Origin of the sequence: Citrobacter tructae (assembly GCF_004684345.1) — a bacterium.
In the GTDB taxonomy this organism is placed as follows: domain Bacteria; phylum Pseudomonadota; class Gammaproteobacteria; order Enterobacterales; family Enterobacteriaceae; genus Citrobacter; species Citrobacter tructae.
Genome location: NZ_CP038469.1, coordinates 4,407,474 through 4,421,976 on the forward strand (window position 1 = coordinate 4,407,474; position 14,503 = coordinate 4,421,976).

Genomic DNA, 14,503 nt, shown 5'->3' on the forward strand with positions numbered 1-14,503 from the left:
AGTTCCGTTTAGGGATCACGGGTAGGAGCCACCTTATGAGTCAGAATACGCTGAAAGTTCATGATTTAAATGAAGACGCGGAATTTGATGAGAACGGAGTAGAGGCTTTTGATGAAAAAGCCTTGAGTGAAGAGGAACCCAGTGATAACGACCTGGCTGAAGAGGAGCTGTTATCGCAAGGGGCCACACAGCGTGTGTTGGACGCGACTCAGCTTTACCTTGGTGAGATTGGTTATTCACCACTGTTAACAGCCGAAGAAGAAGTTTATTTCGCGCGTCGCGCACTGCGTGGAGATGTTGCCTCTCGCCGCCGCATGATTGAAAGTAACCTGCGTCTGGTGGTGAAAATAGCCCGTCGTTATGGCAATCGTGGTCTGGCTTTGCTGGATCTGATTGAAGAGGGCAATCTGGGGCTTATCCGTGCCGTCGAGAAGTTTGACCCGGAACGCGGGTTCCGCTTCTCAACATACGCAACCTGGTGGATCCGCCAGACGATCGAACGGGCGATTATGAACCAAACCCGTACGATCCGACTGCCGATCCACATTGTAAAAGAGCTGAACGTCTATTTGCGTACCGCGCGTGAGTTGTCGCATAAACTGGACCACGAACCGAGCGCAGAAGAGATTGCTGAACAACTGGATAAACCGGTTGATGACGTCAGCCGTATGCTCCGACTCAACGAGCGCATTACCTCGGTAGACACCCCGCTGGGTGGCGATTCCGAAAAAGCGTTGCTGGATATTCTGGCCGATGAAAAGGAAAACGGTCCGGAAGACACCACGCAAGACGATGATATGAAACAGAGCATCGTCAAATGGCTGTTCGAACTGAACGCCAAACAGCGTGAAGTGCTGGCACGTCGTTTTGGTCTGCTGGGGTATGAAGCTGCGACACTGGAAGATGTGGGCCGTGAAATTGGTCTCACCCGTGAACGTGTTCGCCAGATTCAGGTTGAAGGTCTGCGTCGTCTGCGTGAAATCCTGCAGACACAGGGGCTGAATATCGAAGCGCTGTTCCGCGAGTAGTCTGTTAGTTTGTGAAAATGCCGATCGTTTTACGCGAACGGCATTTTTTATTGGCCAGTGACCGGTATTAATACTTCCCGCTTTCGTTTAACAACTTATTATTCATTTCGGCTCTTAGATCCTCGCTCTTGAGATCGTCTTTCAGCATACCTATGCCATTATTGGGCGCGAGTTTGAAATGTTTTAAGTCCTTGTCGCCATAATTTTTACGGGAATCAGCTACGCCACCAGGTGTTGAGCTTGTACCTCCGGCTGATGTGCTTGTGCTGCCAGAAACCAATTTGCAAGTGATAATACCATTCTCTGTTTTACAATTACTATTTTGATCAAATTCCAATTCGACTGGTGATTTTTCATCAGCAAATGTAATACCAGAAAAAATAAATATAAAAAACAGATAAGGCAATTTGCAAAAATTATGATATCTGTATCGTTTCATCAGTTATCCTTAAAACTGCTATTGATGGATTGCGTAAAACATTGATCTTTCGGGAGGGTAGTTTGTTTACTACATTGCTGATAAATATGTAATACGTTATTTTTTATTTGGCTGATGTTTGATGGTGCGCCAGAACCATAGCCCGGAATACCGGGGGTTTGATATTTATTGTCGATACTTCCTGGGATAATGATCATAATTGCACCAAATAAAAAAATGATTATTCCACCGGACCCACTTTTTATATTGAATGTTAACCCCATAAAATTACCGTTAATGTCATTCTGATTTTTGGTTTCAATGCCAAGAAATAACATCATGACTCCAACGCTTAATACTGCATATCCTATATACATAGAGGCTATTTTCATGGTTTGCTTGTGTATGAATATCTTATGAGCCTGCTTCTCCATGTAGATAATTGAAATAATTCCATAGTCGTAAGGGTTTTTCATCATGTTCTTGAGTTCGTTAAGTTCTTTAATAGGGAGTTGCTGCTGACTCATTTCTTTAAATTGATTTGAGGTTTGATATAAATTGTAAGCAGAGGCGCCTAGCATAAAAACAGGAAAGACTACTCCGGCAAAAACGAAAACGAGCATTTTTATAAGGGGTAAACCACTGCGTTTGAGTTTCATCTGGAGCCTCCTAATGAAGGAGATATTTATACAAGATATAGAAGCATACACTGAGCTAAGCCGTACTAAAAAAGTATGGTTTATTGAAAATGAAGTATTATGCAGCATCGTTAACGAGTGCTGAATAATACAGAGTGTTCTGGTTACTGAATATTATCTTATCATCTTACGCATAAACTGGGTAAACAGTGCGCGCTCTTCCTCGTTAGGACGTCCTAAAAATTCATCATCTATGTTGTTACCTGGCGGCACAGCGGTAGCCAGCAGCTTTCGCCTTCTGCGGTCAGATAAACAAAACGGCGGCTTTTATCCATCGGATCGTTTTCACGCCTCACCAGACCTCGTTTTTCCATAACCGGTGGTGGATTTGCCCGAAACCAATGCCTGGGCTGAGAAACGGACCGCCATGCTGGCCAACCGTAAATAAGGAGTAGCAGATGATTTGTCCACGTTGTGCCGATGAACAGATTGAAGTAATGGCTAAGTCGCCAGTGAAAGATGTGTGGACGGTATATCAGTGTCAGCACTGCCTGTACACCTGGCGTAATACCGAACCGCTCCGTCGCACCAGCCACGAACATTATCCGCAGGCGTTCCGTATGACGCAGAAAGATATTGATGACGCGCCAATAGTGCCGAGCATTCCACCGCTGTTGGCAGAAGATAAGCGTTAATAAAAAATGCCGGGTGGCGGCTGCGCCTAACCCGGCATACATGCTCTGTATTGCGTAGGCCTGATAAGCGTAGCGGCATCAGGCTTTGACGCATTACACCAGGCTTTTCAACCGATAGATCCACTCTAGCGCCTGGCGTGGCGTTAGTGAATCCGGGTCGAGGTTTTCCAAGGCTTCAACCGCCGGAGAGGTTTCTTCCGGCGCTGACAGCAGCGACATCTGCGTTCCGTCTACCTGAGTCGCAGCCGCATTCGGCGAAAGGCTTTCCAGTTCACGCAGTTTCTGGCGTGCACGCTTAATCACCTCTTTCGGCACGCCTGCCAGCGCCGCCACCGCCAGACCATAACTCTTGCTCGCCGCGCCATCCTGCACGCTATGCATAAAGGCGATGGTATCACCGTGTTCTAACGCGTCCAGATGCACATTGGCGACGCCTTCCATTTTCTCCGGCAACTGGGTCAGCTCGAAATAATGGGTGGCGAACAGGGTTAGAGCCTTGATTTTATTGGCCAGATTTTCCGCACAGGCCCATGCCAGCGACAGGCCGTCATAGGTTGACGTGCCGCGACCAATTTCGTCCATCAGCACCAGGCTGTTTTCGGTGGCGTTGTGCAGAATATTAGCGGTTTCCGTCATCTCGACCATAAAGGTCGAGCGACCAGAGGCCAGGTCATCTGCCGCGCCCACGCGGGTGAAAATACGGTCGATCGGGCCAATCTCAACGCTTTGCGCTGGAACATAGCTGCCGATGTAAGCCAGTAATGCAATCAGCGCGGTCTGGCGCATATAGGTACTTTTACCGCCCATATTCGGGCCGGTGATGATCAACATCCGCCGCTGAGGAGAAAGGCTGAGTGGGTTGGCAATAAACGGCTCGCTCAGCACCTGCTCGACCACCGGATGACGACCTTCAGTAATACGAATGCCGGGCTTATCGGTGAAGGTTGGGCAGGTGTAATTCAGCGTATAAGCACGCTCGGCCAAATTGACCAGCACGTCCAGTTCCGCCAGCGCGGTGGCGCTCTGCTGCAAATCCGCCAGGTGTGGCAACAGGATGTCAAACAGTTCGTCGTACAGCTGTTTTTCCAGCGCCAGCGCCTTGCCCTTCGAGGTCAGGACTTTATCTTCGTACTCTTTGAGCTCAGGAATAATGTAGCGTTCGGCATTTTTCAGCGTCTGGCGGCGCACGTAGTTAATTGGTGCCAGATGGCTTTGCCCACGGCTGATCTGGATGTAGTAACCGTGTACCGCGTTGTAGCCCACTTTTAAGGTATCAAGGCCGGTGCGTTCGCGCTCGCGGATTTCCAGACGGTCGAGATAGTCGGTTGCGCCATCGGCCAGCGCTCGCCATTCGTCCAGCTCGTCGTTATAGCCAGGCGCAATGACACCGCCATCGCGAACCAGCACTGGCGGGGCCTCGACGACAGCGCGTTCCAGCAGCTCACGCAGTTCGGTGAATTCGCCCATTTTCTCGCGCAGCATCTGTACCGGCGCGCTTTCTACACTTTCCAGTTGCGCACGCAACTCAGGTAATTGCTGAAAAGCATGACGCATGCGGGCCAGATCGCGTGGACGCGCGGTACGTAGTGCCAGACGGGCCAGAATACGCTCCAAATCACCGACCTGACGCAGCACCGGCTGTAACTCGTCGGTGACATCCTGCAGTGCGCCGATCGTTTGCTGACGCTCGGTGAGGATTTTAGTATCGCGAACCGGCATATGCAGCCAGCGCTTGAGCATACGGCTGCCCATCGGGGTGACGGTGCAGTCGAGCACTGAAGCCAGCGTGTTCTCGATGCCACCGGCCAGATTCTGGGTGATCTCCAGATTGCGACGTGTGGCGGCATCCATAATGATGCTGTCCTGCTGGCGTTCCATGGTGATGGAGCGAATATGCGGTAGTGAGGTACGCTGGGTATCTTTCACATATTGCAGCAGACAGCCTGCGGCGCATAACCCGCGTGGCGCGTTTTCGACACCAAAGCCAATCAGATCCCGCGTGCCAAACTGTAAGTTAAGCTGCTGGCGGGCGGTATCGATTTCAAACTCCCACAGCGGACGGCGACGGAGCCCGCGACGACCTTCGATCAGCGATGTCTCGGCGAAATCCTCGGCATACAACAGTTCTGCCGGGTTGGTGCGCTGCAATTCAGCCGCCATGGTCTCGCGGTCGGCTGGCTCACTGACACGAAAGCGTCCGGAACTGATGTCCAGCGTGGCATAGCCGTAGCCTTTGCTATCCTGCCAGATGGCGGCCAGCAGGTTGTCCTGGCGTTCCTGCAACAGCGCTTCATCGCTGATAGTACCAGGCGTGACGATGCGAACAACTTTACGCTCAACCGGTCCTTTGCTGGTGGCCGGGTCGCCAACCTGTTCGCAAATGGCAACTGACTCACCTTGGTTGACTAGCTTGGCGAGGTAGTTTTCCACCGCATGATGAGGAATACCCGCCATCGGGATCGGTTCACCTGCGGATGCGCCGCGTTTGGTCAGCGAGATATCAAGCAGTTGCGACGCACGTTTCGCATCGTCATAAAACATTTCGTAAAAGTCGCCCATGCGGTAAAACAGCAGGATCTCTGGGTGCTGTGCTTTCAGCTTGAGATACTGCTGCATCATTGGCGTGTGGTCTGATAGATCCTTGTCAATAGACTCATTCATATTGATTTTACTCATTTTTTAATTCTTTCAAGTGCTCATATGGCCCAGGTAAAACCCCTTTAAACCCACATAAACCCATAAATTTGTAGCTCACTTGTAGCTCAAGGCGCGATAGATTGATTTTACTCCTTCTCTGGGCTACAAATGGTGGTGATACTTTGAAAACAACTCTCAATCAGACTTTTATTATCAACAAGTTAAGTATCAATGTTAAGCCTGCACTCAGTCGCTCTGGAAAAGTCGTTTTCGAAGCTAACCCTGACCAAAAACCTTACATAGTTTTTGACGATCATCGAGATTCACCTGTTGGCTTCGGTTTGAAGGTCAGTTTGACGAAAAAAAACTATGTAATCCAGCGAAGAGTAGCCTCGTCAGATCGTAATGCCAGTGAGGGTAAGAAGCCAAGCTCTGTCTTGAAAGTAAAGGTTGGGAATGTGTCCGATTTTCCAAGTATCGATCAAGCCCGTAAGGTAGCTCGACAGTTGGTACAGAGAATGATTGCAACAAAGAGAAACCCCAACAAAAGGAATGCGGCTGCTGAAGAAATGTGTAAAACCCACTCGGATAAACATCCAGCACCCGACAGGGCAGACGAACAGGCCAGCAACAGATGTTGTCACGGATAAAGGCGTACCTCAGTCGGACAGCTTTGTGAAGTACGCCGCGGCTTTTTTTAATATGTCCCGCTCGTCAGTAACCCACTTCAGTTCTTTCTGGAGTCGGCGGATCTCGGCCTGAGCATCTGACTGTTCTTTGTGGATGGAAGAGTCCGGTCCGTACGTCTTTATCCAGGCGTAAAGACTATGGGGGGAATGTCGAGACGTGTTGCAACGCTGGAAACAGAATGGCCTCGATCAATAACCTGTTTAACTGCTTCAATTTGAAACCCTTCAGGATAACGCTTACTGCTCATGTGCACCTCTCTTTAAGCCATTTTAAATGACTCAGAGGTGTCTGTTAAACCCGTGGTGATTTAATGATAGGTGATATGAAGATTGAAGACAGAGATGAATTATTTGAACTGCGGCAGCGAAATTTTATTCGATACTGGAAGGCGAAAGTATATACTGATGATAACATCATGGGATTAACCAATAACAGTATAAATATTAAGTGAAGTAACCCGCGCGAAAAATAAGTATCATGACGTCATAAGTAAGAAGTGAATCAGCAATGAAAAATAAAGTAACACCATCACGGCAGGGCGAACTGGATTGTTTATGTGGTTTTTATAGTAAAGCCAATATGATGTACTGGCTGTATGGGAATAAAATAAGAAGAAAGACATTATTCAAATCATTGTTGCAACGTTATAGCCAACATTGGCCTCTTTTGAATGTTTAACTACTAACAGAAATATTTCCTTTAACAACCCTTCTCTGAAATATCGAAATTTCTACTAACCCCAGCGCGGCTACGGTCTGCGCAGGATAAATTTTCCTGCATCTGGTGAATCAGATCCGCCCGGATATTCCGGTGATCCTCACCTATACCGATCATCTGTTCCCGAAAACCTGACGAGCTGACGAACAAACTCAGCCTAAATCTGCTGGCCTATAGGGCAAAAGAGGGTGCCGCTTGGCAGGAAGCACGCTACGGTAAACTGTGGGAACAAAGTGTTGAAGGGATTGAGAAGTACAACGACATCAACAAAGTCGAGCCGATGAAGCGGGCGCTGGAAGAACTGAAGCACAGACCTGCTTTGCCGGTCTGAGTCATGTGCTTTTACCGGTACTGGATATTCAGCGCGGGGTGTTCAAGGTTTCTCCGGAGCAGTATCAGCATAGAGGTGAGTCTGCGGGCATAATTTTTATCGCGAGTGTTACCTAGGGTGGTCTTCATCAGGCTTCTTCTGCACAGGGCATTGGTGCCATGTCGGCATTGCCCAATCTGTTCTGAATTCCCTCCAGGTGATCGATTGCCAGGTTCTGTTACTTAGGGTGGTGCCTTGAAAATAATCATAATGGTTATGGATGTTTTTTTACATAATTCTCTTAAGTTTTACCTTGTAACTGCCGCAATACAATATTGCAAAAAGCATGAGGTCCATATGAATCATATGGTGACTTACTTTGTATCGAAGGTGAAATAATGCAAAGTTATTCGAGGTAATTTAATTTCTTATTGGTTTGGGGATTAACAACCTAACCACATAAAATAAAAAATGATTTTTCTATGAGGTGTCGGTTAGGGGTATTTATATGCGTACAATTTTGATGATCAAAGCTGGTTCACAATATGATGCTTTGAGAGTTTTTTGTGATGAGATTGTTGATGGTCTGAGGTGCGAACATTGTTGTGTTACTGTATTCGATGCTCGCAAACAAAACTTAACGTCACTACCTGATGAATTACGAAAAAAATATGATTTAGTTATAAACTTCAATGGTTATTTAAATGACAATAATGAGTTTTCATCTGTTTTTAATAAATCAAATGCAACATTGATTAGCATTTATGTGGATCATCCACTATATCATCTGTCCAGAATAAATAATAAAATAAATAGAAATATATCTTTCTATAGTGCTCAGTCACATGTTCACTGTATGGATATAAATAAAAAAATGCTTGGTTTTTTCCTTCCGATGGGCGGGGTTGTAGACAAAACGAATGATGTAGGGGCAGAATCGTTAAATGATTTTAGACGCAGATCTGATTCTATTCTATATGCGTGTTCTAACTATGGTGTTGTTGAAAATACCAACCCCAGATTTTATGATAATGATTTCATTAATAAAATGTTTCTTGATATATTAAATAAGGTTGAGTTAGGCGATGTATTTGATGATGTCATTGATGAAATAGCTATCGCATATAAATTAAATGATGTATCTAAATGTAAGGTTTATCATCATGCTTTTAGTAAGATATATGCCTACCATAGGGCAAGGGTTAGAGGTAATGTATTAAAAACATTGCTTGAATCTAATTTGATGATTGATGTTTATAGTAATGGCGATTGGTCTGAAATAGAAGGTAAATATAAGAATCTTAGATATCATAAACCTATTTCAATGAGGGAGTATTTGTCAAAAATGAAAGAGCATAAATTCAATATTAATGATTTCGCAGTTGCCCCAGATGGTCCTCATGACCGTGTGTTTAACACTTTATTGCATGGTGGTGTACTGATTACATATAATTCATTATACCTTGATAATACGATTCCTAATAATTCCATTGTTCGTTTTGACTTTAAATCGATAGATTCGCTACCCAAAAAAATAGACTTCTTAATTAAAAAGCCAGAGTTAGCGTACAATATTGCTAGAAATGGCTATAGTATTGCATTACAGCATACTTTTCATAATAGGGTGAAAATGATTCTCAGTACTGTTGACTCATTTGTTGACTGGTAAATTACATATAATGATTTTATTGATGCTGGATGTGTTAAAAGGCTAAATATTCGATAAATATTTCTATAACTTATAAATGAAAGCTTGCATAGAGAACATAGTAAATGAATATAAAACTTATCCATTTACAAATTTATGGCGATGACCGAGGCTTACTTATTGCTATGGAATATGAGAAAACCATTCCATTTCCGAGCAAACGTGTTTAATTACATGTTTAATACTAAAGCAGAAGTTAGACGAGGGTTTCATACGCATCTTCTTCAGGCATTCATCCCGCAGGCTGCCGTTAAATGATTCAATAAACGGGTTATCTGTTGGCTTTCCGGGGCGGGGTCAGTCCATCCACGGCTCGGAAGTGTCTAGATTATCCGTGGCGATTCACGGCTTTGTTTTGCTCCCTGCTCTGACAATCCAGTGGTTTGTATCCTCCCTGAATCGTCATCACATCGGCTAAAAGTCGCGATAAACGTCCATTGCCTTACCTGAATGGATGGATGAGTATCAGCTCTACATGCGTTACAGTAATAGCCTCTATGAGTTGTTCCTCGCTCATATGATACAGGGCGTATATTGGGCGAGGTACTTAACGCCGAATTCGTGTAGTAGTTTTGGCAACTGTGCAGAGGGGGCAAACATAAAGCCGCCTTTGCTGATGTTTACCGCTCTTTCTTGCCCTGCCCACTCATAGATGTTCCCCAGCCAGCGGCGATGCCAGTTTTCCAGCAGAGCAATGGTAAGCAATCCTTGTGGAAACTGCTCTTCAGAAACAAACTGGTAGAGTTGCTCTAGCCTCATTAATCTCATCAGAATCAGTAATCCCCAGCTTGTTTGCCAAAACTTGCTCGCCAGAGTTTTTCTCATACGGTCCTTAACTACCGGAGATATGGTATCTGCTTATGGGAACATCCTGCGTTGATGGGGGACGAGAGCGTCAGAAAACTAGAAAATTATAACGCTGGACGAACAGGGTAACAATGCTCGCATAATCAGATGGTTACGAAAATGTAGGTTATCTATTTTATATGAAAATAATCTTTAAAAATCAGCGTTAACAGACCAAAGCATCATAGGCGTGTGGTCTGATAGATCCTTGTCAATAGACTCTTTCATATTGTTTTTGCTCGTTTTTTAAGCCTTTTGGATACGTGCATGGCTCTACGTGAAGCCACTTTAAATCCATATAAATCAATGAAGATGACTCCCAATCAGTCGACTGTAATTAATACGTTATCTATCGACGTCAAACCAAGTCTCGATCAGCAAGGGGAGGGGGCGGCTCACCCAATCCAGCATGAAAACGCTATCTTATCACTGATAATCATCAGGATTCATCCGTTGGTTTTCAAGGACATTATTTATAATATCTGTAAATCTTTTTGTTTATTATTTTTAATGCCGCTCACTTTTTTGGTGGCGTATTTACGCTTCATTACATAAATAATGATTAATTTAAATATAAGTGTGTGGGCTTTATTTTAATGGAACGCTATGACATGGTCACATTTTTAAATATTCCTGAGCGATGTACGCATTTGTGGTGATTTAAATCACTTTATTTATTCTTTATTTATTCAAAATAGCCAAGTGATTCTCCACGTTAACAAGGAAATGGATATGAGTTTACCTACCCAGGATAATAAGGTTGGGCCGGGGGCTTATTTTGCTCTGGCATTCGCCGCAGTATTTTTCTCTGGATTACTCGGCGGAAAAGAATGGTACGGCGTATTTGATTTCACCACACTGAACGGCGCTTTTGGCAAAGTCGTCAGTAAAGCGAGCCTTGAGGGCGATACGCTGACGACGGCGACCAGCGCGTTTCGTGGCACTGGCGGCCACGGTGCAATGGACGGCTTCCTCTTCGCTCTGGGGTTAATTCCTGCCGTCATGTTTGCATTGGGCATGATCAACGTGCTGGAACACTACGGGGCTTTGCGCGCAGCTCGACGTCTGCTAACGCCGTTGCTGCGTCCGCTGATGGGGATCCCTGGAAATACCGGTCTGGCGCTGATTGGCAGCCTGCAGAGTACGGACGTTGGCGCATCGCTAACGCGTAACCTGGCTGATGAGGGTGAAATCACGGAAAACGAAAAAGATATTTTTGCCATGTTCCAGTTTTCCGCTGGCGCGATGATCACCAACTTCTTCTCCTCTGGTGCAATCCTGTTCACCCTGATGGCAGTAGATGGCACACCGGCTGTGCCCGCGTCCATTGGTGCGTGCATTGCCGTGATGTTCATTATGAAAGTTGTTGGCGCCAACATGATGCGCTTGGTCCTCACATTCACCAATAAAAAAGCCGAATCAACTGTACCGGGAGAAGCATCATGAGTGCGCCAACCTCTAATCCTGTTATCACCGATGTGTTTGTAGAAGGGGCCCGTAAAGGCTGGAACATTGCGACGACCAGCACGCTGCCGAACGTAGTGATGGCCTTTATCATCATCAAAGCACTGGAGATTACCGGTGCGCTGAAAGGGCTTGGAATGGTGTTTGCACCGCTGATGGGGCTGTTTGGTCTGCCCGGCGAGGCTGCAGCGGTATTGATTGGCGGCTGGATGTCGATGGGCGGAGGGATCGGCGTTGCGATTGGCCTGTTTGATAAAGGGATCCTGACCGGTGAGCATCTGGCTATTCTGGCCCCGGCAATTTATCTGATGGGCTCTCAGGTGCAGTATTTGGGGCGTATTCTTGGCGTTATTGGCACCAGCGCTAAACGTATTCCCCTGATGATTGTTATCTCCGTTCTGAACGCTTTTTTAGCGATGCTGCTGATGCGCATTATTCTCTGATAAGGAATGACCATGGATTTGGAAAAGTATATTGATGAACTGCAAACACTGGTCAACGTCGACTGCGGCACGCAAACGGTAGCAGGCGTAGCTCAGGTCGCTGCGGTGATGCGCGAGCTTTGGCCGCAGGAAGGCTGGAATACGGAGCAGATTGATTTAGGCAGTGCGGTTGGTCCGGCGCTACTGGCGACCAATAAGCCTTACGCAACGCAATACGATGTCCTGCTGATTGGTCACCTGGACACTGTTTTTCCTGCGGGAACTGTAGCTGAACGCCCGATGAGTCGTGATGAAAGCCGTCTATATGGGCCCGGTGTTTCCGACATGAAAAGCGGTTTGTTGAACATTGTCTGGGCTATGCGCACATTGCCTGCGGAGCATCTGGAACGTTTATCAATCGCTGTGGCAATGAACCCGGATGAAGAGACTGGCAGCGTTCACTCCAGTGAGTGGATTGGTGAACTGGCGAAGCGCGCGCGCTGCGTGCTGGTCTGCGAAGCCGCCCGGGCAGACGGTTCGTTGGTAAAAGCGCGGAAAGGGGTTGGTGGGTATCAACTGACGTTTGACGGTGTAGCGGCACATGCCGGAAATGAGCCGGAAAAAGGACGTTCTGTGATCACCGCTTTTGCCAACAGTGTATTAGCGATTAACGCGTTGACCGACACGGCGCGTGGGACCACGTTTAACGTGGGCGTCGTACAAGGTGGAAGTGCGGCGAACGTGGTGGCGGCGAAACTACACGCGGAACTGGATGTACGCTTCTGGGAAAATGAAGAGTATGACCGTGTTCATCAGGCGCTGCAGTCGCTCTGCCAGCAAGGTTTTCTTGATGGCGTGACCACCACGCTCACCCGGGTAAGCCATAAGCCCGCAATGGCGGCGAGCGAAGAGACTCAACGACTGATGGCACTGGTTGAACGGGCCGGTCAGGAAGAGGGGATCGCCGTGACATGGCTGGCCGTTGGTGGTGGCAGCGACGCCAACCTCACGGCTGCGCTAGGTATTCCGACACTGGACGGATTGGGGCCGATCGGCGCAGGTTTTCACGGCGTTGATGAGTGGCTGGATATTGCCTCAATTGAGCCGCGGATCCGTTTATTAAAACGTATTATTATGATGCTGTAATCTGCCGATAATATAGCCTCCAGTCGGAGGCTATATTTGTATCAAATAATATTAGCCGGCATATTGTTAAATATTATTTATATATCATGTGACTGAAGTTGGTTCTCTAAACGGCGATCGCGCAGGGTGGAATAAATAAAAGCAATAACAAACAGTAGGGAGAATAAGACGACGATGGTGGGAGCCGGTGCGCTGTCGATGAAAAATGACAAGTATACGCCCATAAATGACGTCACTATCGAGATGACGACGGCCAGTAACAGAGCGCGGGAAAATTGGCGTGTGATTAAAATAGCAATGGCGCCCGGCGCAATTAACAGCGAGATCGACAGAATAATGCCCACCGACTTCAGCGTGGCGACGATGGTGAGCGCAATCATACACAGCAGACCATAATGCAGCAGCGAGGTATTCAGTCCACTGGCTTTAGCCTGGTGCGGATCGAAGGCGTGCAGCAGCAGATCTTTCCATTTTAAGCCGATGATAAGCGCGATCCCCAGCGCAATGGTCGCCGTTTGCGCGATATCACCCAGCGATACGCCCAGCATGTCGCCGAACAGAATATGATCCAGATGAATTTCAGACTGGATTGAGACGTACAGCACCAGCCCGGCACCAAACATCCCGGAGAAGACAATCCCCATTAGCGTGTCGCGTTTGATGCGGCTGTTATCGTCGAGATAGCCGGTCGCCACCGCACAGAACAGCCCGGCGATAAACGCGCCTATCGCAAGCGGAATACCCGCGATGTAAGCCAACACGATCCCTGGAAACACCGCGTGGCTCATAGCATCACCCATCAGCGCCCAGCCTTTCAGCACTAAAAATACCGACAGCAGCGCGCAGGGCACGGCGACGATCACGGAGATGGTCAGCGCGTTTACCATAAAGCTGAACTGGAAGGGTTCCAGTAGGAGGGTTAAGAACATGCTGACTCCTTATTCACCTGGCGGGCGCGGCGACGGTTGGCTAACAGGCCGTGTTTTGGCGCGAAGACAAACGCCAGCAGAAACATTAGCGTTTGCAGGACGACAATAATTCCGCCGGTTGCGCCGTCCAGCCAGTAGCTCAGCCAGGCGCCAAAAAAGCTGGTCAGGCTACCGATGGCGACGGCGATAGTGAGCAAACGGGGAAAGCGATCCGTCAACAGCCAGGCAGTTGCCCCGGGCGTTACCACCAGGCAAATCACCAGAAATGCGCCGACGGTTTGCAGCGCTGCAACCGTGGAAACCGAGAGCAGCGTAAAAAATAACAGCTTCAGGCGTCCCGGATTCAGCCCGATAGATCGCGCGTGGTTTTCGTCGAAAAAAACCACCATCAAGTCTTTCCATTTCAACAGCAAAATAGTCAGTGAAATAATGCCGATAATGGCCAGTTGCACAATATCTTCCGGTGCGATCGCCAGCACGTTACCGAGAATAATGGTCTGAATGTTTACCGACATCGGATTGAGCGACACCATAAACAGTCCGATACCAAAGAAAGAGGAAAAAATCAGCCCAATGATCGCATCTTCCTTCAGGCGTGAACGCTGATTAAGAAACAGCATACTACCCGCTGCCAGCCCGCCGGAAAGAAAGGCGCCAAGTGCGAAGGGAAGCCCTAGCATATAAGCTCCGGCAACGCCCGGTACGATCGAGTGCGATAGCGCATCGCCAATTAGCGACCAACCTTTGAGCATTAAATAGCAGGAGAGGAACGCACACAGGCCGCCGACCATCGCCGACACCCACATGGCGTTGAGCATGTACTGGTAACCAAACGGTTCTGTCAGCCAGTTCATG

12 protein-coding genes and 7 pseudogenes are annotated in these 14,503 nt (G+C 47.5%); 10 read left to right on the forward strand and 9 right to left on the reverse strand.

The genetic code is table 11. The features are described 5' to 3' along the window. The first annotated feature begins 35 nt into the window (after positions 1-35). A complete protein-coding gene (gene rpoS / locus E4Z61_RS21750) occupies positions 36-1,028 on the forward strand; it encodes an RNA polymerase sigma factor RpoS (protein WP_000081498.1) in 993 nt (330 codons plus the stop codon). A gap of 67 nt (positions 1,029-1,095) precedes the next feature. Here the strand turns inward: rpoS and E4Z61_RS21755 are convergent, their stop codons facing one another. The 3 genes and pseudogenes from E4Z61_RS21755 to E4Z61_RS24195 all read right to left on the reverse strand — a co-directional run. Further along, entirely contained in the window at positions 1,096-1,467 is a 372-nt protein-coding gene (locus tag E4Z61_RS21755) for a hypothetical protein (protein ID WP_135324527.1), read from the reverse strand. After that, positions 1,467-2,105, reverse strand: coding sequence for a hypothetical protein (locus tag E4Z61_RS21760; RefSeq protein ID WP_135324528.1), 639 nt, complete (start codon positions 2,103-2,105; stop codon positions 1,467-1,469). Before E4Z61_RS21760 ends, E4Z61_RS21755 begins: the two co-directional genes overlap by 1 nt. A 153-nt stretch (positions 2,106-2,258) precedes the next feature. Then, positions 2,259-2,458 (reverse strand): annotated as a pseudogene (locus E4Z61_RS24195) (MarR family winged helix-turn-helix transcriptional regulator); the annotation flags it as partial. A 2-nt stretch (positions 2,459-2,460) separates the two neighbouring features. Here E4Z61_RS24195 and E4Z61_RS24440 point away from each other — a divergent pair. Continuing rightward, positions 2,461-2,532 (forward strand): annotated as a pseudogene (locus tag E4Z61_RS24440) (UbiD family decarboxylase domain-containing protein); the annotation flags it as partial. A 10-nt stretch (positions 2,533-2,542) separates the two neighbouring features. Continuing rightward, positions 2,543-2,779, forward strand: a complete 237-nt coding sequence (locus E4Z61_RS21770) for a non-oxidative hydroxyarylic acid decarboxylases subunit D (protein WP_135324529.1) — start codon at positions 2,543-2,545, stop codon at positions 2,777-2,779. Between the two features lie 93 nt (positions 2,780-2,872). Here the strand turns inward: E4Z61_RS21770 and mutS are convergent, their stop codons facing one another. Continuing rightward, a complete protein-coding gene (mutS, locus tag E4Z61_RS21775; RefSeq protein WP_135324979.1) occupies positions 2,873-5,440 on the reverse strand; it encodes a DNA mismatch repair protein MutS in 2,568 nt (855 codons plus the stop codon). Positions 5,441-5,598: 158 nt separating this feature from the next. Between mutS and E4Z61_RS21780 the strand changes: the two are divergent. Further along, positions 5,599-5,988: pseudogene (locus E4Z61_RS21780) on the forward strand (integrase); the annotation flags it as partial. On the opposite strand, the pseudogene E4Z61_RS21785 reads toward E4Z61_RS21780, so the two are convergent. Continuing rightward, a pseudogene (locus E4Z61_RS21785) lies at positions 5,984-6,353 on the reverse strand (transposase); the annotation flags it as partial. The pseudogenes E4Z61_RS21780 and E4Z61_RS21785 overlap by 5 nt on opposite strands. A gap of 521 nt (positions 6,354-6,874) precedes the next feature. Here E4Z61_RS21785 and E4Z61_RS21790 point away from each other — a divergent pair. From E4Z61_RS21790 to E4Z61_RS24470, 3 genes and pseudogenes are all read left to right on the forward strand, one after another. After that, positions 6,875-7,210 (forward strand): annotated as a pseudogene (locus E4Z61_RS21790) (phosphoadenosine phosphosulfate reductase domain-containing protein); the annotation flags it as partial. A 431-nt stretch (positions 7,211-7,641) separates the two neighbouring features. Beyond that, positions 7,642-8,802 carry a glycosyltransferase family protein gene (locus E4Z61_RS21795; protein WP_135324530.1) on the forward strand — a complete coding sequence of 387 codons (1,161 nt, stop codon included), beginning with the start codon at positions 7,642-7,644 and terminating at the stop codon, positions 8,800-8,802. Between the two features lie 104 nt (positions 8,803-8,906). Continuing rightward, positions 8,907-9,011 carry a WxcM-like domain-containing protein gene (locus tag E4Z61_RS24470; RefSeq protein WP_476695774.1) on the forward strand — a complete coding sequence of 35 codons (105 nt, stop codon included), beginning with the start codon at positions 8,907-8,909 and terminating at the stop codon, positions 9,009-9,011. Between the two features lie 55 nt (positions 9,012-9,066). Here E4Z61_RS24470 and E4Z61_RS24200 read toward each other — a convergent pair. Both E4Z61_RS24200 and E4Z61_RS21805 read right to left on the reverse strand, forming a co-directional pair. Further along, a pseudogene (locus E4Z61_RS24200) lies at positions 9,067-9,135 on the reverse strand (integrase core domain-containing protein); the annotation flags it as partial. Between the two features lie 55 nt (positions 9,136-9,190). Beyond that, positions 9,191-9,703, reverse strand: a pseudogene (locus tag E4Z61_RS21805) (Fic/DOC family protein); the annotation flags it as partial. A gap of 710 nt (positions 9,704-10,413) precedes the next feature. Between E4Z61_RS21805 and E4Z61_RS21810 the strand changes: the two are divergent. From E4Z61_RS21810 to E4Z61_RS21820, 3 genes are read left to right on the forward strand one after another with little or no spacing between them, the layout of a single operon-like run. Next, a complete protein-coding gene (locus E4Z61_RS21810; protein WP_135324531.1) occupies positions 10,414-11,133 on the forward strand; it encodes a nucleoside recognition domain-containing protein in 720 nt (239 codons plus the stop codon). Next, positions 11,130-11,594, forward strand: a complete 465-nt coding sequence (locus E4Z61_RS21815; RefSeq protein WP_135324532.1) for a YjiG family protein — start codon at positions 11,130-11,132, stop codon at positions 11,592-11,594. The genes E4Z61_RS21810 and E4Z61_RS21815 overlap by 4 nt, the downstream gene beginning before the upstream one ends. Before the next feature lie 12 nt (positions 11,595-11,606). Further along, a complete protein-coding gene (locus E4Z61_RS21820; protein WP_135324533.1) occupies positions 11,607-12,719 on the forward strand; it encodes a M20 family metallopeptidase in 1,113 nt (370 codons plus the stop codon). Positions 12,720-12,796: 77 nt separating this feature from the next. On the opposite strand, the gene sitD is transcribed toward E4Z61_RS21820, so the two are convergent. Together sitD and sitC are read right to left on the reverse strand one after the other, a co-directional pair. Further along, positions 12,797-13,648 carry an iron/manganese ABC transporter permease subunit SitD gene (sitD, locus tag E4Z61_RS21825; protein ID WP_135324534.1) on the reverse strand — a complete coding sequence of 284 codons (852 nt, stop codon included), beginning with the start codon at positions 13,646-13,648 and terminating at the stop codon, positions 12,797-12,799. Continuing rightward, complete coding sequence (gene sitC / locus E4Z61_RS21830) at positions 13,639-14,502, reverse strand: iron/manganese ABC transporter permease subunit SitC (protein ID WP_135324535.1); 864 nt, start codon at positions 14,500-14,502, stop codon at positions 13,639-13,641. The genes sitD and sitC overlap by 10 nt, the downstream gene beginning before the upstream one ends. Position 14,503 lies beyond the last annotated feature (1 nt).